Annotated in this window: 30 protein-coding genes; 13 read left to right on the forward strand and 17 right to left on the reverse strand. The window is 47.7% G+C overall.

The window, feature by feature from the left end:
* Positions 1-12 precede the first annotated feature (12 nt).
* From crcB to JNUCC21_RS04905, 3 genes are read right to left on the reverse strand one after another with little or no spacing between them, the layout of a single operon-like run.
* On the reverse strand, positions 13-372 hold the full coding sequence (crcB, locus tag JNUCC21_RS04895; RefSeq protein WP_169509714.1) for a fluoride efflux transporter CrcB: 360 nt from the start codon (positions 370-372) through the stop codon (positions 13-15).
* Positions 369-764 (reverse strand): CrcB family protein, encoded by a 396-nt coding sequence (locus JNUCC21_RS04900; RefSeq protein WP_032866192.1) that lies wholly within the window; start codon positions 762-764, stop codon positions 369-371. The genes crcB and JNUCC21_RS04900 overlap by 4 nt, the downstream gene beginning before the upstream one ends.
* A 1-nt stretch (position 765) precedes the next feature.
* Complete coding sequence (locus JNUCC21_RS04905) at positions 766-1,482, reverse strand: glycerophosphodiester phosphodiesterase family protein (RefSeq protein ID WP_163113817.1); 717 nt, start codon at positions 1,480-1,482, stop codon at positions 766-768.
* 169 nt (positions 1,483-1,651) lie between these two features.
* On the opposite strand from JNUCC21_RS04905, the gene JNUCC21_RS04910 reads away from it, so the two are divergent.
* The 3 genes from JNUCC21_RS04910 to JNUCC21_RS04920 all read left to right on the forward strand — a co-directional run bounded on the left by JNUCC21_RS04910 (position 1,652) and on the right by JNUCC21_RS04920 (position 3,830).
* Positions 1,652-1,756 (forward strand): YhdX family protein, encoded by a 105-nt coding sequence (locus JNUCC21_RS04910; protein WP_003155299.1) that lies wholly within the window; start codon positions 1,652-1,654, stop codon positions 1,754-1,756.
* A 163-nt stretch (positions 1,757-1,919) separates the two neighbouring features.
* Positions 1,920-3,035, forward strand: a complete 1,116-nt coding sequence (locus tag JNUCC21_RS04915; protein ID WP_007409256.1) for a mechanosensitive ion channel family protein — start codon at positions 1,920-1,922, stop codon at positions 3,033-3,035.
* 63 nt (positions 3,036-3,098) lie between these two features.
* Positions 3,099-3,830 (forward strand): NAD-dependent protein deacylase, encoded by a 732-nt coding sequence (locus JNUCC21_RS04920; RefSeq protein ID WP_369878810.1) that lies wholly within the window; start codon positions 3,099-3,101, stop codon positions 3,828-3,830.
* 33 nt (positions 3,831-3,863) lie between these two features.
* On the opposite strand, the gene JNUCC21_RS04925 is transcribed toward JNUCC21_RS04920, so the two are convergent.
* Complete coding sequence (locus tag JNUCC21_RS04925) at positions 3,864-4,712, reverse strand: polysaccharide deacetylase family protein (protein ID WP_039062828.1); 849 nt, start codon at positions 4,710-4,712, stop codon at positions 3,864-3,866.
* 256 nt (positions 4,713-4,968) lie between these two features.
* Between JNUCC21_RS04925 and dat the strand changes: the two genes are divergently transcribed.
* Complete coding sequence (dat, locus tag JNUCC21_RS04930; protein ID WP_014417308.1) at positions 4,969-5,820, forward strand: D-amino-acid transaminase; 852 nt, start codon at positions 4,969-4,971, stop codon at positions 5,818-5,820.
* A gap of 41 nt (positions 5,821-5,861) precedes the next feature.
* Here the strand turns inward: dat and JNUCC21_RS04935 are convergent, their stop codons facing one another.
* The gene (locus JNUCC21_RS04935) at positions 5,862-6,446 is read right to left on the reverse strand and encodes a TetR/AcrR family transcriptional regulator (protein ID WP_012117186.1); all 585 of its coding nucleotides are present in this window, start codon (positions 6,444-6,446) and stop codon (positions 5,862-5,864) included.
* A 108-nt stretch (positions 6,447-6,554) separates the two neighbouring features.
* On the opposite strand from JNUCC21_RS04935, the gene JNUCC21_RS04940 reads away from it, so the two are divergent.
* Positions 6,555-7,106: a hypothetical protein gene (locus JNUCC21_RS04940; protein WP_369878642.1), complete on the forward strand. Its 552-nt coding sequence runs from the start codon at positions 6,555-6,557 to the stop codon at positions 7,104-7,106.
* Positions 7,107-7,144: 38 nt separating this feature from the next.
* Here the strand turns inward: JNUCC21_RS04940 and JNUCC21_RS04945 are convergent, their stop codons facing one another.
* Complete coding sequence (locus tag JNUCC21_RS04945) at positions 7,145-7,645, reverse strand: universal stress protein (RefSeq protein ID WP_007409250.1); 501 nt, start codon at positions 7,643-7,645, stop codon at positions 7,145-7,147.
* A 421-nt stretch (positions 7,646-8,066) separates the two neighbouring features.
* On the opposite strand from JNUCC21_RS04945, the gene JNUCC21_RS04950 reads away from it, so the two are divergent.
* Together JNUCC21_RS04950 and JNUCC21_RS04955 are read left to right on the forward strand one after the other, a co-directional pair.
* Entirely contained in the window at positions 8,067-9,824 is a 1,758-nt protein-coding gene (locus JNUCC21_RS04950) for an ABC transporter ATP-binding protein (protein WP_039062827.1), read from the forward strand.
* Entirely contained in the window at positions 9,821-11,842 is a 2,022-nt protein-coding gene (locus tag JNUCC21_RS04955; RefSeq protein ID WP_369878644.1) for an ABC transporter ATP-binding protein, read from the forward strand. Before JNUCC21_RS04950 ends, JNUCC21_RS04955 begins: the two co-directional genes overlap by 4 nt.
* A gap of 39 nt (positions 11,843-11,881) precedes the next feature.
* Here JNUCC21_RS04955 and JNUCC21_RS04960 read toward each other — a convergent pair whose 3' ends face one another.
* The 6 genes from JNUCC21_RS04960 to JNUCC21_RS04985 form a co-directional block, all read right to left on the reverse strand.
* On the reverse strand, positions 11,882-12,502 hold the full coding sequence (locus JNUCC21_RS04960; RefSeq protein ID WP_007409246.1) for an NAD(P)-dependent oxidoreductase: 621 nt from the start codon (positions 12,500-12,502) through the stop codon (positions 11,882-11,884).
* 28 nt (positions 12,503-12,530) lie between these two features.
* Positions 12,531-12,656 carry a hypothetical protein gene (locus JNUCC21_RS04965; RefSeq protein WP_007610363.1) on the reverse strand — a complete coding sequence of 42 codons (126 nt, stop codon included), beginning with the start codon at positions 12,654-12,656 and terminating at the stop codon, positions 12,531-12,533.
* Between the two features lie 101 nt (positions 12,657-12,757).
* Positions 12,758-12,964 (reverse strand): alpha/beta-type small acid-soluble spore protein, encoded by a 207-nt coding sequence (locus JNUCC21_RS04970; protein WP_014417315.1) that lies wholly within the window; start codon positions 12,962-12,964, stop codon positions 12,758-12,760.
* A gap of 223 nt (positions 12,965-13,187) precedes the next feature.
* Positions 13,188-13,403, reverse strand: a complete 216-nt coding sequence (locus JNUCC21_RS04975) for a YheE family protein (protein WP_012117190.1) — start codon at positions 13,401-13,403, stop codon at positions 13,188-13,190.
* An 83-nt stretch (positions 13,404-13,486) separates the two neighbouring features.
* Complete coding sequence (locus tag JNUCC21_RS04980) at positions 13,487-14,845, reverse strand: YheC/YheD family protein (protein WP_369878647.1); 1,359 nt, start codon at positions 14,843-14,845, stop codon at positions 13,487-13,489.
* Positions 14,835-15,926: a YheC/YheD family protein gene (locus JNUCC21_RS04985; RefSeq protein ID WP_012117192.1), complete on the reverse strand. Its 1,092-nt coding sequence runs from the start codon at positions 15,924-15,926 to the stop codon at positions 14,835-14,837. Before JNUCC21_RS04985 ends, JNUCC21_RS04980 begins: the two co-directional genes overlap by 11 nt.
* A 237-nt stretch (positions 15,927-16,163) precedes the next feature.
* On the opposite strand from JNUCC21_RS04985, the gene JNUCC21_RS04990 reads away from it, so the two are divergent.
* On the forward strand, positions 16,164-17,297 hold the full coding sequence (locus tag JNUCC21_RS04990) for a DUF445 domain-containing protein (RefSeq protein WP_025284496.1): 1,134 nt from the start codon (positions 16,164-16,166) through the stop codon (positions 17,295-17,297).
* 85 nt (positions 17,298-17,382) lie between these two features.
* Positions 17,383-17,733, forward strand: a complete 351-nt coding sequence (locus JNUCC21_RS04995; protein WP_007409239.1) for a YlbF family regulator — start codon at positions 17,383-17,385, stop codon at positions 17,731-17,733.
* A gap of 39 nt (positions 17,734-17,772) precedes the next feature.
* On the opposite strand, the gene JNUCC21_RS05000 is transcribed toward JNUCC21_RS04995, so the two are convergent.
* Positions 17,773-18,912, reverse strand: coding sequence for a DNA alkylation repair protein (locus JNUCC21_RS05000; RefSeq protein WP_369878649.1), 1,140 nt, complete (start codon positions 18,910-18,912; stop codon positions 17,773-17,775).
* 383 nt (positions 18,913-19,295) lie between these two features.
* Between JNUCC21_RS05000 and JNUCC21_RS05005 the strand changes: the two genes are divergently transcribed.
* The 3 genes from JNUCC21_RS05005 (at position 19,296) to JNUCC21_RS05015 (ending at position 23,168) form a co-directional block, all read left to right on the forward strand.
* Positions 19,296-20,162, forward strand: a complete 867-nt coding sequence (locus tag JNUCC21_RS05005; protein ID WP_012117197.1) for a Cof-type HAD-IIB family hydrolase — start codon at positions 19,296-19,298, stop codon at positions 20,160-20,162.
* A gap of 112 nt (positions 20,163-20,274) precedes the next feature.
* Complete coding sequence (locus tag JNUCC21_RS05010) at positions 20,275-21,777, forward strand: coproporphyrinogen III oxidase (protein ID WP_059366848.1); 1,503 nt, start codon at positions 20,275-20,277, stop codon at positions 21,775-21,777.
* Between the two features lie 101 nt (positions 21,778-21,878).
* Entirely contained in the window at positions 21,879-23,168 is a 1,290-nt protein-coding gene (locus JNUCC21_RS05015) for a lysine N(6)-hydroxylase/L-ornithine N(5)-oxygenase family protein (RefSeq protein ID WP_369878651.1), read from the forward strand.
* 26 nt (positions 23,169-23,194) lie between these two features.
* Here JNUCC21_RS05015 and JNUCC21_RS05020 read toward each other — a convergent pair whose 3' ends face one another.
* Genes JNUCC21_RS05020 through JNUCC21_RS05030 form a run of 3 tightly spaced genes read right to left on the reverse strand, consistent with a single transcriptional unit; the run spans position 23,195 to position 25,295 of the window.
* Positions 23,195-24,409 (reverse strand): cation:proton antiporter, encoded by a 1,215-nt coding sequence (locus JNUCC21_RS05020; protein WP_003155266.1) that lies wholly within the window; start codon positions 24,407-24,409, stop codon positions 23,195-23,197.
* Between the two features lie 7 nt (positions 24,410-24,416).
* Positions 24,417-24,914 carry a cation:proton antiporter regulatory subunit gene (locus tag JNUCC21_RS05025; protein WP_012117200.1) on the reverse strand — a complete coding sequence of 166 codons (498 nt, stop codon included), beginning with the start codon at positions 24,912-24,914 and terminating at the stop codon, positions 24,417-24,419.
* A 27-nt stretch (positions 24,915-24,941) separates the two neighbouring features.
* On the reverse strand, positions 24,942-25,295 hold the full coding sequence (locus JNUCC21_RS05030; RefSeq protein WP_012117201.1) for a hypothetical protein: 354 nt from the start codon (positions 25,293-25,295) through the stop codon (positions 24,942-24,944).
* A 185-nt stretch (positions 25,296-25,480) separates the two neighbouring features.
* Between JNUCC21_RS05030 and JNUCC21_RS05035 the strand changes: the two genes are divergently transcribed.
* Positions 25,481-26,248 carry an enoyl-CoA hydratase gene (locus JNUCC21_RS05035; protein ID WP_085341861.1) on the forward strand — a complete coding sequence of 256 codons (768 nt, stop codon included), beginning with the start codon at positions 25,481-25,483 and terminating at the stop codon, positions 26,246-26,248.
* Positions 26,249-26,272: 24 nt separating this feature from the next.
* Here the strand turns inward: JNUCC21_RS05035 and JNUCC21_RS05040 are convergent, their stop codons facing one another.
* The gene (locus JNUCC21_RS05040) at positions 26,273-26,458 is read right to left on the reverse strand and encodes a YhzD family protein (protein ID WP_015239502.1); all 186 of its coding nucleotides are present in this window, start codon (positions 26,456-26,458) and stop codon (positions 26,273-26,275) included.
* Positions 26,459-26,525 lie beyond the last annotated feature (67 nt).

The following is a 26,525-nucleotide window of genomic DNA, read 5'->3' on the forward strand; positions in this document are numbered from 1 at the left end:
CTCAAGGTTTTTTTAAATGGATATCATAACAAAGCCGCACCAGAACGCCAAAAGGCTTCCGGCTGCTGAAACAGCGATGTAGAGCAGGCTTTCCTTTATGCGGTTGTTCATCATCAGCTGCACGGCTTCAATACTGAACGTGGAAAAGGTCGTAAACGCACCGAAAAAGCCCGTCGCGATGATGATGCCGACAGAAGGATTATCCAGGCCCAGGCCGGTGAACATGCCGAGTCCGAAGGAGCCGAGCAGGTTGACCGCAGCCATTCCAAGCGGCATCGGAAAACCTTTTGTTCTTTCTGAAATTGTTTTACCCAAAAGAGAACGTAATACCGCTCCGATACCCGCTGCGATAAGCATCAGGACAATCGTCATGGCGTATCATGCCCCCTTCCCGCTGCGTGAAGGGCAATCCGCCGTCCCCAGAAAATGCCGGCACATGCAAGGGTAATGCCAGAGACTAATGTCGCGGCAAAATAACAAAAAGCCGCTGCGGGAGACGATTGCAGCAGAAAAATGGTTTCTTTTGCGAAGGTTGACATCGTCGTGAAACCTCCGCAAAAACCGGTTCCTAAAAAGGCGGTCAAAAGAGGGCGTTTAGCCCGAATGATGAAATAACCCGTAATAAGACCGAGTAAAAGGCTTCCCGCCGCATTTTCGAGGAAAGTGGCCGCCGGGAAAGAACTGCTGTGAATGTGCGCGCTCATTTCAAAGCGGAGCAATGCGCCAAGCGCGCCTCCGATAAAAATTGCGATGTATTGTTTCATATCAGCCATCCTTAGAAATAAAATCCGGAAAATCAGTTACAATGCCGTCAACTGCCATCATTTGCAGTTTTTCGGCCGTCTTTTGATTTCTGACCGTCCAGGCAAATACTTTCAGGCCGTGTCTGTGAGCGGTGGAAATCAAGAACCGATTCAGGCGGGTATATTTAATATTGACATAATTTACGGCTGATTTGTAGGCGGCCAGCTGGCTTTTGGAAAACAACCCGAAGCTGGGTCTTGCAATTATTGCAGTCGGAACGGACGGATACATGTCGTGAAAGGTCTGAATTGACTTGAGGCTGAATGATTGAACGATAGGGTGGATGGAAAAGGAAAACCTGCTTAACAGCTGGCCGACTGCTTTTTCAAGACCGACTTGAGAAACGTGCCCCTTCAGTTCAATTAAAAATCCGATTTCAGAATGATAACGCTTCAGAACCTCTTCGAGCAGGGGAATCCGCTCCCCTTTAAACTCAGCCCCATACCAGCTGCCGGCATCCAGAGACTGCAGCTTCTTCAGCGTAAAATCTTTTACAAAACCGGAGCCGTCCGTCGTCCGGTCGACTTTGTCATCATGGATGACGACAATCTGGCCGTCTTTTGTGAGCTGGACGTCAAGCTCAATGAAATCAGCGTTCATTTCGGCAGCGATATCAAATGCCGCAAATGTATTTTCGGGCGCGTAACCGGATGCGCCGCGATGAGCGATGGTATACAAGCTTGTCAGCTCCCCTCATGGGCATTTCTGTTATTATATCAGATTCGTATATGCACAGCGATTCAAACTGGTGAATGTGCGAAACAGTATTTTTTTGGAATAAAGATAGTGCTTTTTTCGGTTTACAATCCGCAGTGATGATTTATAATGGCAAAAAGGAGGCGAGATCATGGGAAAAGGGAGATTGAAAGTGGAAGAAAGAATTAAGGCCGAAACCGATGCTGAAATCCAAAAAGCGACTCTCCTGAAACAGACACAATCAAAGAAGAAATAGTGCCTGACCCTGTTGTATCTGGCTGAAAGATGAACGAATGTGTGAAAAACCCCGGCTGTGCTCTGATGCCGGGGTTTTTCAGGCTGCCTAAAGACATTAAAAGAAGCTGATGTCCGAATGTTTTAGTATAATAGATTTTCGACAAGACAAAGGAGCATATGCCATGATGACACAATTTCAGAGCTTTTTTACTCTTGACCATATTTTGCAGATCAGTATCAGCATCGGAATTTTAGCGGCTTTTCTCGTTTTGAGAAAACTGTTTGTCAAATACTTTTTTCAGCTCATTTACAAATTGGCGAACAAGCCGAAAACCGACATATTCAAACAGATTGCCGTAGCGTTTGACAAGCCGGCCAGATGGTTTTTCGTGGCGCTGGGTCTATTTTTGGCGATTGAGTATTCGCCGTTTTTAGACGGGCAGATGGACATTGTCAAAAAATTGTACCGCTCTCTGATCGTTGCGCTGATCGCCTGGGGGCTTTGCAATCTGACATCGGCGTCTTCGTTTTTATTTCATAAAGTCAATCAGCGCTTTGAGCTTGATATGGATGACATTTTGGCGCCGTTTTTATCCAAGGTGCTGCGCTTTGTCATTCTCGCGCTCAGCGTCAGTGTGATCGCGCAGGAATTCAATTATGATGTAAACGGGTTCGTGGCCGGACTCGGACTTGGCGGATTGGCCTTCGCGCTTGCGGCTAAAGATACGATCAGCAATTTTTTCGGCGGCATTATCATCATTACGGAAAAGCCGTTTACGATCGGCGACTGGGTCGAGACGTCATCTGTAACGGGGGGCGTTGAAGATATCACATTCCGAAGCACAAGGTTCCGCACGGCGCAGGGGGCGCTTGTTACCGTACCCAATTCAACGCTGTCCATGGAAGCCATCACAAACTGGACGAGGATGACGAAGCGCCAGGTCACGTTTTCCGTTCGTGTTTCTTATGCGACGCCGATTGATCGTTTAGAGCGGTGCATCACAAGGCTCAGAGAAATGCTTCGTGAACATGAAGGCGTGCATGATGATACGATTATGGTTAACTTTGACGTGTTTGCGGACAGCTATTACAATCTGTTTTTCAACTTTTACACAAAGACCATCGTGTGGGCGGAAAGCCTGGATGTGCGGCAGGATATCAACCGCCGGATTATTGATATTTTTGCTGAGGAAGGCGTGGAATTCGCCTATCCGGGCCAGAATGTATTCGTAAAACAGAAAAGCCACGATGATCCGGTTCATGTGAAGGATCATTCCGGAGAAAAAGAACGGGCATAACAGGCGCCGTTCTTTTTTCATGATATGATAAAAAGAAAAGGCGGTGGAAGAGTGGAAGCGTTTATGACATTGATCAATCAGGCGGAACGTATCGTGGTGCTGACGGGAGCGGGAATGAGCACGGAATCCGGCATTCCTGATTTTCGTTCGGCGGGCGGTATATGGACCGAAGACACCTCCAGAATGGAAGCGATGAGCAGGGAATCCTTTGAACGCCGTCCGCGTGAATTCTGGCCTAAATTCAAACAGCTCTTTCAGATGAAAATGAGCGGAAGCTATGAGCCGAATGCCGGCCATACGTATTTGGCGGATCTTGAAAAGCGGGGAAAGCAGGTAGACATTTTCACGCAGAATATTGACGGGCTGCATAAGAAAGCGGGAAGCAGCAGTGTCTATGAGCTTCACGGTTCAATTCAGACCGCCGCATGCCCCCGCTGCGGAGCGCGCTACGGGCTTTCTCATCTGCTGAAGGACGAAGTGCCGGAATGTACGGCGGAAATCGGTGATCATGCGGTATGCGGCACCGTATTAAAAACGGATGTCGTGCTGTTCGGCGATCTCGTTCAGCATTTTGAAACCCTTTATGAAAAGCTTGATAAAGCTGATCTTCTTCTTGTGATCGGCACTTCGCTTGAAGTGGCGCCGGCAAGGTTTGTCCCTGAGGATGCGGGACGGATTCCCGGTTTGAAGCAGGTGATCATTAACCTTGAGCCGACATATTGCGACCATTTATTTGATCTTGTCATCCATGAGAAGATCGGTGAATTTGCAAAACGGATCAGCGCCGCGACATAAGAAAAGCCGGATCATATACAGATCCGGCTTTTCTTATTCATGGACGGGAATCATTTGATCCGTCAGAACATCAAAGGAGTAGCCCTGGGCTTTCAGTTTTTGGATCAGGCTCGGCAAAGCGTGCACCGTCGCAGGCAGATCGTGCATTAAAATGACATGCGGCCTGCTCGTATGAACGCTTTCCAAATATGAGAGCTGATTCAATACTTCCGGCACGTACCGTGCGTTTTTGTACTTCCAGTCTTCACTGTCTATCGTCCAGTCCCAGTACACGAATCCGCCTTTTTCGAGATTCTTAATCTGGGCATCCGTCAATGACGGTTTACTGCCGTAAGGCGTGCGGACAAGATCCGTTTTTACTCCGGTGATTGCCTCGAGTGTATCGCGTCCCTGCTGCATTTCGTTCAGCGGTGATGTCGGTGTTTGATAAAACAGGTGATTATCGTGCGTCACGCCGTGCAGGCCGAGCGCGATTCCTTCCTGCTTCGCTCTTTGCACGGAATGCTTATAGGCTTTCATCCGCGGTTCAAGCATAAAAAAAGTGGCCTTTGCGCCATTTGCCTTCAATACATTCAACAGCTGTTCAGTATATGGAGACGGCCCGTCGTCGAAGGTTAAATATACCGTTTTTTTCCCTGGGTCACGCTCTCTCTGCAAATGTTTCATTAAGACGTCGGGAGAATCATTTTTCAGCCGCAGGCTTTCTGCTTCATCCCGAAGCTGCCCGTTTGCGGTCACGGTGACCTGTTTGTTTTTTGCGGCGGAAGCGGAATATCCCATTATGACGATTACCAGAAGCAGTCCGCACAAAACTGCTAAACTCGTAAGTTTAAAAGCTAATGAAAACAGAGAAGGGGAAGCACCTTCTTTTGTGTTGCGCATAACAATCTCTCCAGTAGCATAAGTTTCTGCATAATGCCGATAACAGCGGAGGCTTGCGAAGTGCCATAAGTTAACAGCATATGTATGTCGAATCAAGTATACAGGAACAAAACTGGAAAAGACATAGAAAAGATGTCGAATAATAAGATTTTAAGAAAAAAATAAACTCCGCAGCCGGCTCGTTCAGTATGATAGAATAGTTGACAATAACAGCTGAGAATGCACATCACGGCAGATAACGATGAGGAGGGTTTACATGAAGACATTAGTAAACGGCCAGTTGATTGATCGTGAAGAAGCGGCAGTTGATATTGAGGACCGCGGATATCAATTCGGTGACGGTGTGTATGAGGTCATCAGAGTGTATAACGGTGCCTTATTCGGTCTGCGTGAGCATATTGTCCGTCTTTTCAGAAGCGCCGCAGAAATCGGCATCACCCTGCCGTTCTCCGCAGAGGACATAGAATGGGATCTGCAAAAGCTCGTACAGGAAAACAAACTCATTGACGGCGGGGTCTATATACAGACGACGAGAGGGAAGGCGCCGCGCAAGCACCAGTATGACGAAGGTTTGGAACCGCAGACGACTGCATACACCTTTTCAGTGAAAAAACCGGAAAATGAACAAAAAGCCGGAGCGCAGGCCATAACGGCGGAAGACAAACGCTGGCTGAGGTGTGACATTAAGAGTCTGAATTTACTGTATAATGTGATGATTAAACAAAAAGCCTATGAAGCAGGGGCTTATGAAGCGGTGCTGATAAGGGACGGAGCGGTCACGGAAGGAACCTCTTCCAATGTATACGCCGTCATAAACGGCACTGTCCGGACGCATCCTGCAAATGAGCTGATTTTAAACGGCATTACGCGGATGAAACTGTTAGAGCTGATGAAAGAAAACGGGATTGAGGTGCGGGAGAAGGCTCTTACCGAAGACGAACTCAGGGATGCGGATGAAATTTTCATCTCGTCAACGACGGCTGAATTAATCCCGATCGTAACCCTTGACGGAAAACCGGTCGGAAGCGGAGCGCCGGGACCTGTAGCCAAAACGATTCAGGAGGCTTTTCAGTCGCACATTCAGCAAGAGCTCGGCGTTCAGTCATAAGCTGAAAAAAGGCCGGAACACATCCGGCCTTTTTGCTTCAGTCAGATAAAAAGAGATTCGATATGCTGCACGAGCACACGGGAGATCTTCTCTTTTGAAAGACGCTCAGGTTCAAGCATGGCATGCAGCGCCAATCCGTCGGCGATGGCGTACATTTTCTCCGCTTCGATCTCTTTATCAAGATTCGGTTTCAGAAGCTTATTTTCATCCAGCCAGTCAATCAGACCGCGGATATATGCCAAGATCCCGTCCTGCTGGGGTTGAAACTCTTCTCCCTTATGTCTGGCATAAGCTGTGAAAGCGAACCATACCTCCATTTCAGCCATCGTTTCTTCATCTGTCGGGATGATTTCAAGCATCAGACGCACTGCTTTTTCTTTCGGCGGCAGATCTTTCATGGCAACTTCGTTAATTCTGGCGGCCGCTTTTTCTTTTACGAGTGTCATCGCATACCCTAAAAGCTCATCCTGGGTGGTGAAATAGTGCCTCAGCGCGCCTAAAGAAAGACCCGCTTCCTGGGCGATGTTTCTCACTGTCGCTCCTTCCATTCCCCGCTCCAAAATCGTCCGCCAAGTGGCTTCGGCTATTTGTTTTCTTCTTTTTTCATGATCGATTATTTTAGGCATGGTTCCAGTGTAACAGGAAATATTTTTTCTTGCAATTTTGTAATACAGTTGTATTAAATAAAAAGCAGTGATACAATGCATTTTAGAAAACGATAAGGGGGAACCGGATTGAACGCGATTGCTTGGTTGATTGTCATTTGTGAGGCTGCTTTTTGGGCGGCTGTCATCTTCGGATTGGCGGCGCGCTATATATTCAGGCGGCAAAAGCTCGGAATGTTTTTTTTCGCTCTCATTCCTTTATTGGATGCCGTACTGTTTCTGGCGGCCGCAGCTGATTTATACAGAGGGGCGGCGGCGACTATGGCGCATGCGGTGGCGGCCATTTATATCGGAGTGTCTGTCGCCTTCGGGAAAAGCATGATTCAATGGGCGGATGAGCGGTTCCGCTATTATGTGGTCAAGGAAGGGGCAAAACCGGTCAAACGGTACGGGCTGGATTATGCCAAACATTATGCAAAAGGATGGGGAAGACATGTATTAGCGTTTGTCATCGGCGGCGTTCTTTTAGCCGGAACGGTATTTCTCATTCAGGACGCTTCCCGCACCGAAGCGCTCAGCAAGCTGTTAAAGGGCTGGTCTGTCGTATTGTGCATCGATTTTTTGATCATGTCGAGTTTTTTTGTGATGCCGAAAAAAAGAAGAAACAGCCGGGAGCTGTAAAAAAAGCAGCTTTTGATTAAGCTGCTTTACAGAAAGAATTATTTTACGATCAGCACGGGAATATCGGATTTCGATGACAGTTTTTCACTGACGCTTCCGAATAAAAGTTTTTTCAGCCTGTTCTGGTCCCGGCTCCCCATGACGATCAAATCCGCCGATATACGGTCGGCATGCTCGATAATGGCATCAGCGGGATCACCTTCTAAAATGTCGATATCCCCGTCAATCTGGCTGTCGTTCATCAGCATTCTCGCTTCCGCAACGATTTCTTCCGTACGGTCTTCATAAATCATCGGATCAGGGGAGATTCTTTCCGCCTGGAGCGGGTCAGGAACGCTTGCAATCCCGCCGCCGATATACGTTGCCCCGGCTCCCGGCCTCGGGGGATCAACAATCGTCCGGGTATCTTTTGCATTGTGGGAATGTACGACCGTTAAATCCGCGTGAAATGTTTTTGAAAGGTCTATGGCTTTTTGGAGCGCTTTTTTACTATCATCACTTCCGTCAAAAGCTGCTATCAACCGGTCCGCATGAAACATCGGCCTCATCCTTTCAGTAAAAAAGGTTTGTTTTACAATACCCGAATGGCAGAAATGTAAAACCTGCATTGACAAAAAAAGGATTTGTTTATATGATGAAGGAACAATATAGGGAAAAAGGAGGTATGGATCATGTCAAAACTAAAGCTTGTCAACTCATTTTCAGCTGAATACCGGCGTGACTCCCATACAGCTTCCGTTTTCTGAACATTTGCTTAAAAACGGGGCAGTCGCGCATAAACGGCGGGTCTGTACCTTATTTATAATAATAAGAGGCATGGAGCTGAGGCTTCATGTCTTTTTTTATACAAAAAAATGAAAGAAAGACAGGTGTGATGCATGTGGCGGTATTAGCGAAAACAATGAAAAACAATCCGGAAAAGCTTGAGGGCGGCTGATTGATGAAAGGGGATGACGGTATTTGTTTACTGTATTAAAAAAGCTCGCATGGTTTTTTAAAGCCTATTGGCTGCGCTATACGTCAGCGATTGTTCTGTTATTGATTGTGAATGTCATTGAAATGTTTCCGCCTAAACTTCTCGGTAACGCGATAGACGATATGAAGGCGGGCGTGTTTACAAAAAGCGGGATGCTGTTTTACATATGTATTTTTCTCGCATTAACGGCAGCCGTCTATTTACTGTCTTATTTTTGGATGTATCAGCTTTTCGGCGGGGCGAATGTCATGGAGAAGATTCTCCGTTCAAAGCTGATGGGAAGGCTTCTTCAAATGTCACCGCCGTTTTACGAGAAATACAGAACGGGCGATTTAATGGCGCGGGGGACAAATGACTTGCAGGCCGTCAGTATGACGACGGGCTTCGGGGTCTTAACGCTCGTTGATTCGACGATGTATATGCTGACGATATTTTTGACAATGGGGCTTCTCATCAGCTGGAAGCTGACATTTGCCGCGATTATTCCGCTGCCGATAATGGCGGCTGCGGTCAGCCTGTACGGAAAAAAGATCCATGAGCGGTTTACGGAAGCGCAGGATGCTTTCGGATCATTAAATGACAAGGTGCTGGAGTCGGTATCCGGCGTCAGGGTCATCCGGGCTTTCGTACAGGAAAAAAATGATGTCAGCCGGTTCGGTGATATGACGGCGGATGTATATGAGAAAAACATGAAGGTGGCGTTTATCGATTCACTTTTTGAACCGACTGTGAAACTTCTCGTCGGCCTCAGCTATCTCATCGGTCTCGGCTACGGCGCTTATCTCGTTTTTCAAAACCGGCTGACGCTGGGAGAGCTGGTATCGTTTAACGTGTACCTCGGAATGATGATCTGGCCGATGTTTGCGATCGGAGAATTAATCAATATCATGCAGCGCGGGAATGCCTCCTTGGATCGTGTCAATGAGACGCTTTCCTATGAGCCAGACGTGTTCGGGCCCAAGCACCCCGCCGGCATCAAGGAGCCCGGGCGTCTTGTTTTTGAACAAGTGACTTTCACGTATCCGAGCGGAGCGGGACCGGCGGTTTCTGATGTATCTTTTTCCGTAGAAAAAGGGCAGACACTCGGCATCGTCGGGAAGACGGGAAGCGGAAAGACGACGATCATTAAGCAGCTGTTGCGTGAATATCCGCCCGGTGCGGGAGCAATCACGTTTACAGGCGTTCCGATTCAAGAGATTCCGCTTGAGGAGCTCCGCGGGTGGATCGGCTATGTGCCGCAGGATCATATTTTATTTTCGAAGACTGTAAAAGAGAATCTGCTTTACGGACGGCAGGATGCAAACGAAGAGGAAATCGGCAGCGCGCTGAAAGATGCGCATTTTGAAAACGATATCGGCATGCTTTCCGACGGGCTTGAAACGCTTGTCGGCGAGAAGGGCGTAGCGCTCTCTGGCGGACAAAAGCAGCGCATCTCAATTGCGAGAGCGCTTTTGACCGATCCTGACATTCTCATATTAGATGATTCGCTTTCTGCCGTAGACGCGAAAACGGAAGCCGCCATCATTGACAGCATCCGTAAAAAACGGCGGCATAAAACAACGATTATCACCACCCACCGGCTCTCGGCAGTTGAACACGCAGATCTCATTCTCGTCATGGATGAAGGCCGGGTGTCTGAAAGAGGCACGCACCGGGAGCTATTGGCGCAGAACGGCTGGTATCGTAAACAATATGAGAGGCAGCAGCTGTCCTCTCTTGAAGAAGGGGGGACGGGCGCATGAAGACCGGGAGAAGATTATGGAATTACGCGCTTCAATATAAGAAGCTGCTGATATGGGCGGTCGTCCTGCTCATTATTGCGGTCGGCACTGAGCTGACCGGCCCGTTTATCGGAAAAAAAATGATTGACGACCACATTCTCGGCATTGAAAAAACATGGGTTAAAGCCTCTGCGGACGATCCGGGCGCCGTCAGGTTCCGGGGGCATGATTATGTCAGGGAAGACCGGCTCAAACCGGGGGCGGACAAAACCGGAGAGGCGCACATTTATCAAGTCGGTGCGGGCTACTATTTTGTTGACCGTCCCGTCAGTTTTGACGGAAACCGTTCGGTGTCTGACGGCCGGCTGACAATATCAAACGGTAAAGAAAGCAGGTCATATCCCGCCATTACGTTATCAAGACAGGAGATTTTTCAATTTTACCGTCCCGAAATAAAAGGATTGCTGACGCTGACCGCCATTTACGCGGGACTGCTCATGTTTTCCGTATGTTTTCATTACGGCCAGCATTATCTGCTGCAGATGGGAGCGAACCGGATCATACAGCGCATGAGGCAGGATGTATTTTCACACATTCAGAAAATGCCGATCCGCTACTTTGATAATCTGCCTGCCGGAAAAGTCGTGGCCCGCATTACGAATGACACAGAAGCGGTCAGGGATTTATATGTAACGGTGCTGTCGACATTTATCACAAGCGGCGTTTATATGCTCGGCATTTTTACGGCGCTGTTTATGCTTGACGTCAGGCTGGCCGCCGTTTGCCTGCTGATTATTCCGATTTTAATGATCTGGTCGGTTGTGTACCGCAAATACGCATCCGTCTTCAACCAAAAAATCCGTTCCATTAACAGTAACATCAATGCGAAAATGAACGAATCCATTCAAGGAATGCCGATTATTCAGGCGTTCCGCCGCGAAAAGGAAACGATGAAGGAATTTGAAGAATTGAATGAAGCTCATTTTCGCTACAAAAACAAAATGCTGTCCTTAAATTCCCTCATGTCCCACAGTCTTGTCAATGTGTTGCGCAATCTGGCGTTTGTCGGGCTGATATGGTATTTCGGAGGCGCGAGTCTGAGTGCGGCCGGAATTGTTTCGATCGGCGTTTTATACGCGTTTGTTGATTATTTAAACCGTTTGTTCCAGCCGGTTACGGGGATTGTCAACCAATTTTCGAAGCTTGAATTGGCCCGTGTCTCTGCCGCCAGAGTATTCGAGCTTTTACAGGAGGAGGAAACAGAAGAAGAAGGCGCTCCCGCAGACAGAAAGGCTGAAGGAACTGTGGAATTCCGCGATGTTTCTTTTGGATATCGAAAGGGAGAAGAGGTGCTGAAACACATCAGCTTTACAGCTGAAAAAGGGGAGACGGTCGCCCTCGTCGGCCATACAGGGTCCGGCAAAAGCTCCATCCTGAATCTTCTGTTCCGTTTTTATGATGCCCAAAAAGGAGATATCCTGCTGGATAATAAAAGCATATACGGCATGTCGAGGCAGGAGCTGAGGTCGCATATGGGCATTGTGCTGCAAGACCCGTATCTTTTCTCGGGCACGATCGGCTCCAATGTGACACTCGATGATCAGCGTATTTCTTTGGAGCAGGCGGAAGAAGCGCTTCGCCAAGTCGGCGCCGCAAGTCTTCTGCAATCCCTGCCGAAGGGCATCAGAGAGCCCGTTACCGAAAAAGGCGGCACACTGTCCTCAGGCCAGCGTCAGCTGATTTCTTTTGCAAGAGCGCTTGTGTTCGATCCGGCCATATTAATTTTGGATGAGGCGACGGCGCACATTGACACCGAAACAGAAGCAGTCATTCAAAAAGCGCTGCAAGTCGTTCAAGAAGGGCGCACGACATTTATTATCGCCCATCGGCTTTCCACGATCAGACACGCAGACCAGATTCTCGTGCTGGAAAAGGGCCGCATTATTGAAAAGGGAAGCCATGACGAATTAATGGCGCAAAAGGGGCAGTACCACCAAATGTATGAATTGCAGAAAGGAACGGCGAAGTCCGCGGTGTAATCGGAAAGGGTGAATCTAAAGATTCGCCCTTTTTTTCATTCAGTAAGCCAGTCCCACCCGTTTTCTGACAAACTGCGGGCTGATCAGCTCACGGTACAGAAAGTGCGCCGTGTCTCCGACGGTGATTTCAGCGCCGTCTTCAGGAAGGCGATCCTGTTCGAACCGGTAAACTCCGGCAGCGTCTCCGTCAGGAAGGTAGGTGGGACAAATGATCGTCCAGTCAAGATCGTCTGCCAGCAGCATCTCGTATACGCGGGCGTGTTCCTTTGCGGCTCTTGTTGATTTTCGTTTTGATTCTGCCGATTCAAACCGGTATTGATCAGGCATAAGCCGTGATTGAAGGATACCCGCGGTGCCGATCGTAATCAGACGCTGAACATGATGCCGTTTCATGCTGTCTATTATATGGGTCATAGCGGCTGAAAGGGTATCGTCACCGTCCGTGCCGAGACAGCTCACGACTGTGTCCGCTTTGGAAATCAATCGGCTTACATCTTCCCGCCGCCTCGCATTCCCTGTTATGATTTGTTTTTCAGGAATGGGAAGGACTGTTCCGGCTGATCTGACAAGAGCGAATATCTCCATGTGTCCATGTTTCTGCGCTTCTTTTATAAAAGCCTGTCCGACTCTTCCCGTTGCTCCGAGTAAAGCGATGTTCATGTAAAAAACCTCCTCGCCGCTCATTATATCATTCAAAGCAGCGGGGAAAAGAATACCTGTGAATAAACGGGAAATGGTGGGCAACATATTCATTGACCAAAGAAACACTTACGAACTGAAACAGCTCCCAATTGACTGAGGCAATGAATGACATGTTTTCCCTCCTTTTTTCCTAGGGTATGTGGAATAGGAAAAAAGGGTGACGGCATAAAAGAAGACGCGGTATCCCGCGCCTTCTGTAAGCCATTTATTGAGTTATTGTACGCCTTGGCCGCCCATGCTCTGCTGTGCGAAAGATACTAAACGTTTAGTGATTTCTCCTCCGACAGAACCGTTTGCACGAGAAGTTGTTTCTCCGCCAAGGTTTACGCCGAACTCAGAAGCAATTTCGTATTTCATTTGGTCGATTGCTTGAGCAGCGCCGGGTACTACTAGTTGGTTTGAAGAGTTGTTGTTTGCCATTTGTATGATCTCCTTTATAAAGTAGTATGGTTGGGTTTGCTGGAATTGCACCAGCCGATGATTTTCGGAACGAAAACCATTGCCAGCTTGGCTTCACCCAATGCTGTTTGCCGCTTTGTACTACGTATTATGGTGAATCAAACGGCATCTCATTCGGAAAACGGTGTGGTAAATAGCGGAAGGAAAAGAAAAGCCCAGCCTGATGCGGCTGAGCTTTTAGCTTTCAGTCATATATGTGATAAAGCATTAATTCATGCAGCTCTTTTACGAGAGCCGGTTCTTCTTTTCCCGGATGTGTGTGTCCCCATTCAATGTCTCCGGACTTATGGTAAATCCCTTCGTAATGCGTACCCTGCCAGTAAAATGAAATCCGCCATCCGGGCAGTTTCTCTTTTTTGAATAACGGTTTCCAGCTGAAGTGCGAAATCATGACGTTCACGCTCCTTATGGGAAATGTTGATCTTGTTCATTGTAGCTCATCATTCTGTGCCTGTCCCGGGTAAACCCCAAAAAAAGACAGCCTCACCGCCAAAGTTTTTCCGGGGCGGTGATGGACCGTTCTGATAAATAGGACGCGTATTCAAAATTTCTCCGTTTTGTCAGGTAATCGACCGATCTCAGCTTCGGATGGGAAAAAATGCTGCGCCCGGGGCGGGAATTGGCTTCAAACATCCACACTTTCCCTGAATGATCGACGCCGAGGTCAAAACCGATTTCGCCGATAAAACCTTCAATGTGCTCATTTAACACGCGGCTGACCGCCAAGGCGGCTTTTGAAAGTTTCCGCATCATGCCGACTCTCTCTCGCGGATCGCCGTATAATTCAGCTAACGTCCTGACTTCTCCGCCGGTTGCCAGATGCGTCGTGATGCTGTTTTCACCGGAAATTTTTGCCGCAATGGCCGTCACTGTCCATTTCCCCTCGGCGTTTTTATTCGTGTGCACCCTGAAATCGACGGGGCGCCCATCCAGCCGGATCAGGTCAATGCCTTGCTGAATTAAAAATGCGGACGGGTCATTGTTTTCTTTAAATGATGTCATGAAGGATGCCGCATCTGAATACTCTGCCGTCACCACCGTTTTTTCCTCATTCGTGTGTTTGACAGATAAGCCGGCATCTATTTTTTCCACCTTGTAAATCCCCGTTCCGAGTGCGCCGTCTGCAGGTTTGATATAGACGGTGCCAAACGTGCTGCATAACGTTTCTAACGCTTCCGCATTCGGGTGCAGGACAGATTTTGGCAGAAGTGAAGCGGTGAGACTGTTTTTTTCCAGAAGCTTATGAATGTCCCATTTATTAAAGAATTGCGGATTAAACCACGGAATCTGATAGTCATTCATCAGCCTTTGTTTTGTCTGCTGTAAAAGCGGAACTTCTTCCGTTTTTCGGCTCGGGAGCCTGTCATATACGACATTCGGAAGCGGGACGGCCGTCCGTTTCCAACTGTTTTCTTTATAAATCAGCGCTTGGACGGTGCCTTCCTCCCAGTTGATCTGATGGGCCCCGAAAACGAAACAATATCCGTTCGCCTGTTCATGAAGAGAGAGCATCTTGGAAAAGAAGGCTGTACGGTCTCTTAACGGGCGGGACGGCGATGATGTGAACCCGGCTGTGAAAACGCCGATCAGCGGTCCGATGTGCACCGTCTGGCCGTGTATGAGAAAGTCAGCCCGGCTTTTATGCGGTATCAACAGCTCCTCAAACAAATCTTCAGAAAGGAGCGCGCTTTTTTCAAGTGATTGAGAAAAGGCTACACGGCATTTGACAACCTTGGTCCCGAAGGCAGCGGATAAAAGCCCTTCCCGTTTCATGGAGGAGGGGAGAAACAGCGTATTTTTGCTTTTTTTATCGATGCCGACAATCATCCCTTTATGATTCACGCGGTAATACTCCTTTCCGGCTTTCCTGTGACTGAAGTTCGCGGAAGCGTCTCAGCGGACTCGTATACAAATCCTCTTTCGCCTCCGGAGCCACGCTTAAAATAGCTTTCCGTCCCGGCTTTGAGTTGACATCCAAAAGCCAGATGCGTCCGTCTTTGGCATAACAAATATCGAGCCCCAGCTCAAACAGCGGCCCGAACCGTTCATCAAGGAAATAAGGGACGGATTGGGTGATCGAAAAGACATCATCCAATAAAACGGCCTGCTGCTTTCTCGGAATTTCCTCAAACCATGTGTCAAACTTAATCGGTTCGGATCCTCCGGGCAAATGAGATAAAAGACCGTTCTGATAACCCCTTCTGACCGCTTTTCCGACCGTTTCCCAAACGCCTGACTCAGTTTTGCGCATGAAAATGCGGATGTCGCACGGATGCCGCTCTTTATCCTGGATATTTAAGTAGGATTGAAGCAAATAGCGGTGCTGCAGCACTTTTTTGCACCAAGACTTAAAAGACACGTGATTGGAAAATGATTTTGTTTGTTTGTTTTTTCCGATATAGTAAGTGGCCGTAATTGATTTTTTGCCTGTTTCAAGCAGGATGATGCCTCTGCCTCCCGCGCCGAAAGCGGGCTTAAGTATACATGCTTTTTCCTTGGCTAAGTATGATTGCACCTGTTCATAGCGGCTGACTTCGGCCGTTTCAGGAATATAGGGACTGATCAGATGATGCTTTTGGAGCGCATCCGTGACCGTCCATTTATCAGGAAGCCCCCGGCCGATAAATTCCGTTTTCCGATATTTTTTCAGCCATTCGACGATCGGTTTGGCTTTTTGCGCTTCAGCGGATTTTCCGTAAAAACAGCGGTCGTAAATATATTCGGGAATATCGATTTCCGTTTCGTTCCACTTTCCGCTTTGCGGGTGATAGACGAGCGCTTTCACGCGCAAAGAATCCGGAAATATATCAAACGGTGTAAAGCGGGCTAAGCGCACATTATATTGAGGCGCTCTTTCAGCCAATTCCCCGGCGTAATCTTCTTCGTGCCGGCGGGATACAGACATAAAACCGAGTGTTGTCATATTATTACTCCCCCTTTATTCAAAAAGCCGCTGATGGAACGGCCCTTCCATCCAATAAATATGCTAAGCGCATCATAAAAGATGATCTACTGTAAAGAGTACGAAACAGCATCTTGCCTTATTCCTCACAAACAACAATTCAGGTTCTTCATTTGCCCGCATGCACGCCAGCCTCTATAATACGAATAGATATATCATCAAGAAAATAGAACATAAGATGGAGGCAGAAGAAAAGGAATGGGCATAGCAGGAACGTTTCTATTTATGATTGTGATCGGAGCCGCGATCGGCGCGGTGACGAATCATCTTGCCATTCAGATGTTATTTCGTCCGTACCGGCCGTATTACCTGTTCGGAAAACGGGTTCCGTTTACGCCGGGGCTGATCCCGAAAAGACGGGATGAATTGGCAAAACAAATGGGGCTCATGGTGACGAACCACCTTTTAACCCCGGAAGGAATAAAAAAGCGGCTTTTATCAGATACCGTTAAAAACCAGGCGCTTCTTTTCGCCGAACAATTCACGCAAAAAATGGCCGCTTCCGAGATGACGGTGCACGAAGCTTTGGCCGCCGCGGGCATCCGGAATCCGCAGGAAAAGACGGATGCCTGGATTGACCGTTTTACCGATGAAAAGCTTTCGGAACTGTACCGGAAATATGAGCACCGCGCCATAAAAGACTGGCTTCCTGATGAGCTTCAGGAAAAGCTGGATGAAAAAGTCCCGCTGGCCGCAGATTATATTCTGAAGCGGAGCATTGATTATTTTGAGAGCGAAGAAGGGAAAGACAGGCTCGGAAATATGATTGACGACTTTTTGAATTCCCGGGGGATGCTCGGCAGCATGGTGCAGATGTTCCTCGGCAATTCAAGCTTGGCAGACCGTGTGCTGCCTGAGCTGTTAAAGTTTTTGCGCAATGAGGAAACGAAAAAGCTTCTGGCTGATCTGCTTTCTCAAGAATGGGGCAAGCTCAAATCTTATACACTTTATGAGGCCGATGAAAAGTGGAATGCGAAAGATCTGCTGTTCAGCATGAAAAAGCGGGCTTTGGCCGCACTTCAAACCGCGCCCTTTTTCGAATGCCGGCTCGGTGACATCATCTCCCGTTATGAAGGGGAGATTACGGGAACGTACGCGCCGAAGCTGCTTGATGCGGCACTCGGCAGTATTGCCGCTCATTTGGAGGATGTGCTGAAACGGCTGCGTCTTGAGGAAGTGGTCAAAGAGCAGGTTGATCAGTTTCCCGTTGAACGGCTGGAGGAAATGGTGCTGTCGATTTCCAAGAGAGAATTTAAGATGATAACGTATTTAGGCGGTCTGCTCGGCGGGATTATCGGAGCAATTCAGGCTTTGTTTGTCATTCTTTTCTAAGGAAAACATACGCCGATGATGAAAGTCGCTCCGCAGTCTGTTATAGTGGAGTGGTATGTCCGAAAGGAAGAAAGGAGCGGTTACTATGGCAGTTCATTTTTATGATGCAGCATATGATCTTGAAAAAGCTTTGCGAAACAGTGATGAATACAGCCGTCTGAGAGGGCTTTATGATCAAGTAAACGCAGATGAATCCGCAAAACGCATGTTTGATAACTTCCGCAATGTACAGCTGCAGCTGCAGCAGAAACAGATGTCAGGTGAAGAAATCACTCAGGAAGAGGTAGAGCAGGCACAAAAAACGGTGGCTCTCGTACAGCAGCATGAATTGATTTCTCAGCTGATGGAAGCGGAACAGCGCATGAGCATGCTGATCGGCGAGTTAAACAAAATCATTATGAAACCTCTTGAAGAGCTTTACGGCAGCCCGCAATAAGCTCCACACCCCTCCATCTATGAAATGGAGGGGTTTTTTTTATTCAACAGAAAAATCAAGCGAACCTTTTACCGTTCCGTTAATGATGACAGACAGAGTGTGAATTCCCCGATAATGCTTGCGGGTGGTTAAATCTTTAAGGGAATGATGTTTGCTGAAGGCTTTTACGTCTCCGTTATCCATGGCGGACTCCGACATCTTAAACACCTTGCGGCTGCGGTGCCCCCTTTTCTTTACAAAATCAATCGCGTATTCAACCCTGACTTTTTGCCGGGCGGATGAGCGGATCTGAAAAGAAAAATGTATGCTTGTTCCGATGGCGGCCGTTTCCGAATTCAGTGTAAAACGTTCCAATGAAATCCGGGAGGCGTCTTCAAACCCGAAAATCGCAAGCGCCTGTTTGTCTCCTCTTTTTAACAGTGTCCTGCAGGCGTGCTTCAAAATCCAGTCCGTATGCGGACAGCTTCCGAACCGCTCGGCTGCGATCTGTGCCAGAAAATCCGGATGTGTTTTGGAGATGTCATTCAGGTTATTCGCCACGCTTTTTCTGACATATAGCGAGTCATCCTGCATCAAGCGGTCCAGAACAGGGAGAATCGGGGAAGGATCGTCAAGAAGAGCCGGAATGGAGATTCCCCACGGCAGGCGCGGTCTTGAGCCCTCGCTGGCAAGCCTTCTGACATGTTCGTCCGGATGCTCCGTCCAGGAAAGGAACTCTTTGAACATCCGCTCCCGGTCAAGCCTGATATACGGGCGGACCGCAAATTCGGAAGTGGAAAAACGAGTGAAATACTGAAGCGCCTTCATTGATTCGTCCCAGTGATCCGTTCCGTACTGTTGGACATAATCGGGAAAAATAATCCCGGCGAGCCCTGAGAAGTGGGGAGCTGTCTCATATAAGACGTCAAGCGCCCGTATGTAATCCTTCGGCAGTGTTTCATATAAAGAGTCTGTGATCCGGCGCATCCGCTGTTTTAACGTCAGTCCGGGCCAATCTTCCTGAAACATCAGCGCCCGGCACTTGTCCCGCTCAAAAGCCGGATACGCCGATTTGATTCTGTTCAGAAGTGCTTCTGCAAATTCTTCGTTATAAATATCTTTTAATAGAGACATGACAGTCACCGCTTTTTTTCTTTTATTATATGAGAATGTATGTTCCCTTGCAACTTTATCATACATTCAGCATAGATATTTCCTCTGATTTTTTTAGTTAAAAAAACCCTTGTTTTTTAACAATATAATTGAGATAATAACTCTGAAAGCGCCTACACTTACAGATGATCTAAGGATACGGTCGCCTATACTGCCTGGTATGTTAAGGGGTAGCAACAGAGAGTAAGTGAAACGAGCGCATCAACGGTCAAATAAGGGGTTCCTGATATATTTCGTAAATAGAAATACACATTGGGGAGAAGGCAGCAAATCGATCGTATCCCAACAAAACGACAGTTCAAAGTCTGCTTGAGGCAGGCTTTTTTGCTGCGGAGAAAAGGTTGTTCTAAACAAAGAGACAGGGTCATATCCTAATGACAAGTACAGTCATCAAGGAGGGGGACTTCTCTGTGTCAAAACAAATGCTGGCGTTAAATATAGACGGAGCGCTTCTTCGCTCCAACGGCAAACTTCATCAGACGACAAAGGATGCCATCGAATACGTCAAGAAAAAAGGAATTTACGTCACACTGGTCACAAACCGCCATTTTCGCTCCGCTCAAAAAGTGGCGAAAATATTAAAGCTGAATGCGAAATTGATTACCCACAGCGGCGCATACATTTCTGAAAAAATAGATGAGCCGTTTTTTGAAAAGAAAATATCAGAAGATCATACGTTTAATATCGTTCAGGTGCTGGAAAGCTATCCATGCAATATCCGGCTTCTTCACGAAAAATATTCGATCGGAAACAAGAAGAAAGTGAACTCCAATCTGGTCGGGAAAACGATGATTCATCCGTCTGACCCGATTTTTTATCCGGTGCAGTTTGTCGAATCATTAAGTGACCTGCTCCTTGATGAGCCGGTTTCAGCGCCCGTCATTGAAGTGCATGCCGAAGATGGCCTGCAGGCTGATATAACGGATACGATAATGAAAGCATTCCCGGCCGTCGATGTGATCCGCGTCAACGGAGAAAAACTGAACATCGTGCCTAAAGGGGTTTCAAAAGAAAGCGGACTTTCGATGGTCGCCGCTGAACTCGGGCTTTCAATGGAAGAGGTTGTAGCTATCGGCCATCAGGAAGATGATCTGCCGATGATCGAGCTGGCCGGTCTCGGCGTCGCGATGGGGAATGCCTCAAATGAATTAAAAAGAAAAGCGGACTGGGTGACAAGGTCAAATGATGAACAAGGAGTCGCCTATATGATTAAGGAATATTTCCGCATGCAGCACCGCAAAGGCTTTCTCGATAAGTTCCATATGAAACGGCCGTAATCAAGAGCCGCAGACGCGAAACGCCGGTCTGCGGCTTTTTCGCGGATTGATTTTAGCCTGTTCTTTCTGTACACTAAAGAAAGTTTTGAATCTGAAAAATAAGGTGATCACATTGCAAATAAAAATAGACGGCATCACGGATGACAGGCTGCATCGTCCGCTGCAAAACATCGCGAATTTATTTTTTGAAGAGTGTGTTCTTGCGTACGGCGAAACGGAGGAACCCTCTGATCTCGTCATCTCACTTGCCATTTCTCAAGATGCAGACAGCGTGTCGGTATCTGGAGAAATCAAAGGAACCGGCGAAAAGGAACATCATACGAAACCGCTTCTTGCCGGATGGAGCGAAAAAGAAGTATTTAAACAGGTGAAAAACACGCTGTCGTACGTCTACTTAAATCTTCTTCAATCGCATACGGGCATGACACAAAAATGGGGAATCTTAACCGGCATCAGGCCTACTAAACTTCTTCATAAAAAGCTGCAGAGCGGCCTGACAAAAGAAGAGGCGCACGCCGATCTGAAAAAAGATTATCTGATCCATGATGAAAAAATCAAGCTGATGCAGGAGATCGTCGACCGCCAGCTCGCTGCGGTTCCCGATCTGTACCGGGTCAAAGATGAAGTCAGCATATATATCGGCATCCCGTTCTGCCCGACAAAATGCGCCTACTGCACGTTTCCGGCTTATGCCATTCAAGGACAGGCGGGAAGAGTCGGCTCCTTTTTATGGGGGCTTCACTATGAAATGCAGAAAATCGGAGAATGGCTGAAGCGGCATGATATCAAAGTGACGACCATTTATTTCGGCGGCGGCACGCCGACAAGCATTACCGCTGAGGAAATGGATCTTTTATATGAAGAAATGGTCCGCTCTTTCCCGGATGTCGCGAATATCAGGGAGATTACCGTTGAAGCGGGCCGTCCCGACACGATTACGGAGGAAAAGCTGGCCGTATTAAATAAGTATAAGATTGACAGAATCAGCATCAACCCGCAATCTTATGAAAACGAAACGCTTAAGGCCATCGGCAGACATCATACAGTTGAAGAAACCATCGAAAAATACCATCTTTCCCGCAAACACGGCATGAATAACATCAACATGGACCTGATCATCGGCCTGCCGGGAGAAGGGACGGCTGAGTTCAGGCACAGTCTTGAGGAAACGGAAAAGCTGATGCCTGAATCTTTGACCGTTCATACGCTTTCTTTTAAACGGGCGTCAGAAATGACGAGAAACAAGCATAAGTATAAAGTTGCCGACAGACAGGAAGTGTCCCGCATGATGGATGACGCCGTCCGCTGGACAAAAGAGCACGGCTATACGCCGTACTACTTGTACCGGCAGAAAAACATTCTCGGAAACCTTGAAAATGTCGGCTACTCCTTCCCTGGTCAGGAAAGCATCTACAACATTATGATTATGGAAGAAGTGCAGACGATTATCGGTATCGGCTGCGGCGCGGCAAGCAAATTCATTCATCCGGAAACCGGAAAAATCACGCACTTCGCCAATCCGAAAGATCCGAAATCATATAATGACCGATTCGAGCATTATACAGAAGAGAAAATCAAATACTTAGATGAGATGTTCGTCAAATCTGCATTATAATATCAAAAACGGCACGGAATCAGCGTGCCGTTTTTTTATGTTTAACCGTCTGCAAAAACGGGAAAAGACCATCAGACTGTTATTCGCAAGAGGTGCATAATATGTATGATGTCATAGGAGCGGGAATCGGGCCGTTTAATTTAGGGCTTGCCGCATTGTTAGAGGATATACCCGGAACAGACGCTCTTTTTTTCGATAAAAAGAAAGAATTTGCGTGGCATCCGGGCCTATTAATTAAAGGGACGGATTTACAGGTGGCGTTTCTGGCGGACTTGGTCACGCTCGCCGATCCGAAAAGCCGCTACACGTTTTTAAACTTTCTCCATGAACATGACCGGCTGTACCGGTTTTATACGTTTAATGAATTTGATATTCCGAGACGGGAATTTAACGACTATTTGAGCTGGGCGGCTTCAGAAATCAAATCATGCCGTTTCGGCTCAGAGGTAATCGGCGTGAAAAATGCCGGCGGACATTATGACGTCAGCGTCAAGAACATTGAGGACGGAAGCATCAGTGTCTATCAAACGAAGCATTTCGTCATGGGAACGGGGGCTGAACCGCTTATTCCCGCAGAGATTGCTGACGAAGCGCGTCAGGACACGATGGTCAGCACGGAATATTTGTTTCGGAAAGACGAGCTCGCCGGCGCCGAATCAATTACAGTGGTCGGCTCCGGACAGAGCGCCGCGGAGATCTTTTCTGACTTATTGCACGATGAACAATACCGCCGCAGCCGGCTGCAATGGGTGACACGCTCCGCCGGATTCCGAGAATTGGAAACCGCCAAGCTCGGACAGGAAATGTTTACACCTGATTATGTGGAATATTTTAACCGCCTGCCTTTTAAAGAACGGCTGAACACGCTCCCTGAGCTGGACGGACTGCGCCACGGCATTGATTCTGACACACTTGCCGCCATTTACGATGCCCTGTATCACAGATCGATCAGCGGAGGTTCGCCTGACGTATATATTCAGCCGATGGCGGAGCTTAAAAAAATTGAAAAGCAAAACGGGCGCTGCGTACTGAGCTTTCATCAATGGCAGATGGATGAAACCTTTACGGCCGATTCAGAAAAAGTGATTTTGGCGACCGGCTTTAAACCTCATATTCCGGAATGGTTTACGGCAATTGTCCCCGATATCGAATGGGAGGATGAGAAACGCTTTAAAGTGACGGCCGATTCCCGTCTTGTCTTTAAGGACGACAGGCGGCATCATTTTTTCACATTAACGAATCTTGATCATGCTCACGGAACGGGCGCTACGAATTTGAAGCTGTCTGTTTATAGAAACCAAAAAATCATCAATACCATTCTGGGAAAAGAGCATTTCTCCATTAATAAAAAAACGGCTTTTCAGCAATTTCTTCCCGCTCAAAAAAACTGACCCCTTATGAAGAGGTCAGCTTTTTTTTATGATTTCTGCGGCTTCTTTTCAGGCGTCTTCCATTTGAACACGCTGTTCAACAGGAGATATATCCGCTTCGATTCTTTCGTGAGCAAAGGGCCGAAGATGGCCAGTATCAAAACATATAAGGCGGCGAAAGGTTTAAGTGAAGCGGACAGGCCGCCGGCGATGCCGAGATTTGCGACGATAATGGAGAATTCGCCGCGTGACACAATGGTCAGCCCGATATTAGACGATGCTTTATGAGAAAGCCCCGCCCGGCGCCCGGCGATCATGCCGGCGATAAAGTTTCCGGCAATCGTCAGCAGAACGGCGCCGAGGGCAAGCCATACCGCATCTCCGAGTGAAAACGGATCAATGCTCAGACCGAAGCTGAAGAAAAACATGGCCCCGAAAAAGTCACGGAACGGCACGACAAGATGCTCAATCCTGTCAGAATGGGCCGTCTCCGAAAACACGAGTCCGAGCAAGAGCGCGCCGATCGCTTCAGCGACATGAATCGTTTCGGAAAAGCCGGCAATGAAAAAGAGCGCGGCGAAAATGACGATGACAAATACCTCGTTTGAACGGATATCAAGCAGCTTGTTCAGCAGAGGCGGCAATTTTCGAGCGGCAATGAAAAACAGCAGCATATATCCGAAAGCGATCACGATTGACATCAGCGCGCCTCCGACAGACGTCGCGTCTCCCAGAACAAGCCCGGAAACGACGGATAAGTAAACCGCCAGAAAGATATCCTCAAACATAATGATGCCGAGAATCAGCTCCGTTTCCGGATTGGCCGTGCGCTTTAAGTCGACAAGCACCTTTGCGACAATGGCGCTTGATGATATCGTGATGACGCCCGCCAATACAAGCACTTCCAAAAAGGAAAAGCCCGTGATAAAGCCGTATATCAGCCCTAAACTGAAATTAATCAGAATATAAATCGTTCCGCCGGCGGCGATTGAACGTCCGGATTTGACTAATTTTCCGACCGAGAATTCAAGCCCGAGGTAAAAGAGGAGGAACAGGACGCCCATCCGTCCGAAAAATTCAATCACTTCCCGGCTTTCGATAAACGTCAGGTCAATGATGCCCGCTTGGGGCGCGTGCGGCCCGACAAGCATTCCTAAAATGATCAGGAAGGGGATGATCGAGAATTTAATTTTATTGGCGATGACACTCGCAATGGCTACAAGAACTAACGCCGTACCGACTTCAAATACGAGATGGTCCATAAACAGATCACACTCCGTCTCTGGAGAGGAAGTCTTGGATCAGCTTTTTCAGATGCTTTCTTTCACCTGAGAGGACGAGTGTATCGTTTGCTTCAAGGAGCGAATCAGCGCCCGGGTTTAAAAGCTTTTTCTGGTTATGCTTAATGATGGCGATGACCGTCACGTCATAGTTCTGACGCACATCCAGTTCGCCGAGCGTCCGCCCTGCCGCTTTTGCCCCTTTTTCAACTTTAAACCATTCGATAATCAGATCGTTGAACGCCATTTCAATCGATTCAAGCGCCTGCGGTTTGTACACCATCCCGCCGATAATCGCGGCAATCTGTCTTGCTTCCGCATCATCAAGTGAAATGCTTGCCAGAAGCTCATCAGGGTCGCGGTCATCAAATCTGTAAATTTCCCGCCTGCCGTCATCATGAATGATGATCGTCATTTTTTCATGATTTCTCGTTTCGATTTCGAATTTTTTCCCGATACCGGGCAGATCGTTTTCTTTAATATTCATAAAAAATCCCTCCGGAATATACTGTTTTTACACCGTAAATACAGATTGGCAATGAGAAATGGTCTGATGCCGGAGGTAATTTGACTGGTATTGTATCGGAATGGCGCATGTCCTTTCCATTGTGGAATCAATGAATTGATCAAGAGGTTTGACAGATAACAGGGAGATCATCCGGGATAACGCACCGTATCCTTTTGACAGGCCTTGCGGAGCGGTTTTGGTGTGAACCGGCGTCTTTGCCGAATCCGTTTCCTGCGGGTAAACCGAAATTTGTACATGGCTGTCTGTTTCTGTCACCAATTGGGAAGGAAGAGCGACATCCGAAGGGGGGAACAGCACCATAAAAAAGCTCAGTAACAAGCTGAGTATCACATATTTCATTATCGGCGTTTTTCCCCCCCTTTTGTTTTGTATATCAATTTCACTATATAAAAATGTATGTTCAGTTTCAAATGATATGCATTTTTCGGTATCTATTGACCTTGAAAAATAAAGGAATTTCGCTTCGGCGGAAGGAATATATCATTTGAACAAAATATGTAAGCGGATTCAAGGGGGATGTAAACATGAAGTATATTCGTTATGAAGAAAAGGGAAAGATCGCGGAGATTGTGCTGAACCGGCCTGACAGTTACAACGCGCTGAATGAACAAATGCTCCGGGAATTGGAAAACGCATGCGTGATGGCAGCCGACAGTGAGGCGCTTATCGTCCTTTTGCGGGGGGAAGGCCGGGGATTTTCCGCGGGCGGTGATATCCAGATGATGACGTCTGATCATGATTCAGGAGAATATGAACGGCTCATGAAAATGATCGAATCCATTACACTGACGCTCTATGATATGAAAAAAATTGTGATAGCCGCCATCCACGGAGCTGCGGCGGGGCTCGGGCTGAGTTTCGCGCTGTGCGCCGATGTGGTGCTCGCTGAAGAAAACGCCCGCCTCGCGATGAATTTCATCGGCATCGGATTGGTTCCCGATGGAGGAGGCCATTATTTATTAATGAGACGCGTCGGTGAGATCGAAGCGAAAAAACTGATTTGGAGCGGTGAAAAATTGCCTGCTGAAAAAGCGGTGCGGCTCAAGCTTGCCGACGAGCTGTTCAGCGGCGGCCCTGCGGAGGGGGCACAACCGTATATCGACCGATTGCTGCATGCGCCGCTGTCAGCGATGATTGAAACGAAGGCTATTTATCAGAGCCTCCATATCAGCCGGTTAAAAGATGTTTTGTCTCTTGAACGAAAGGCCCAGGAAAATATGAGAAAAACGGATGATCATAAAGAGGGCATCCGCGCCTTTTTAGAAAAACGGACGCCGCAATTTAACCGGTAAAATACAGAAGCCGGAAAGCTTCTGTTATCTGTGGAATAAAATCAGCTTTCCGGCTTCATTTACCAAGCGATGAGTACTGTTCTCAAGCTTTTTTTCCTTTAATAAAGCCTCTCCGGCGGCCTTCGCCTCCGCCTCATTATCCGCTTCGATCCGTTCATTCAGCAGCGTTTCTCCCGACGCATGGAATGCGGTCAATACATATTGTCCCATCATGTCACCCCCTTTATAGAATGATATTCTGATAAAGAATTTAAAATCCTCCATTAATTTTTACCCA

It is taken from the genome of Bacillus sp. JNUCC-21 (genome assembly GCF_041222765.1).
GTDB lineage: Bacteria > Bacillota > Bacilli > Bacillales > Bacillaceae > Bacillus > Bacillus velezensis.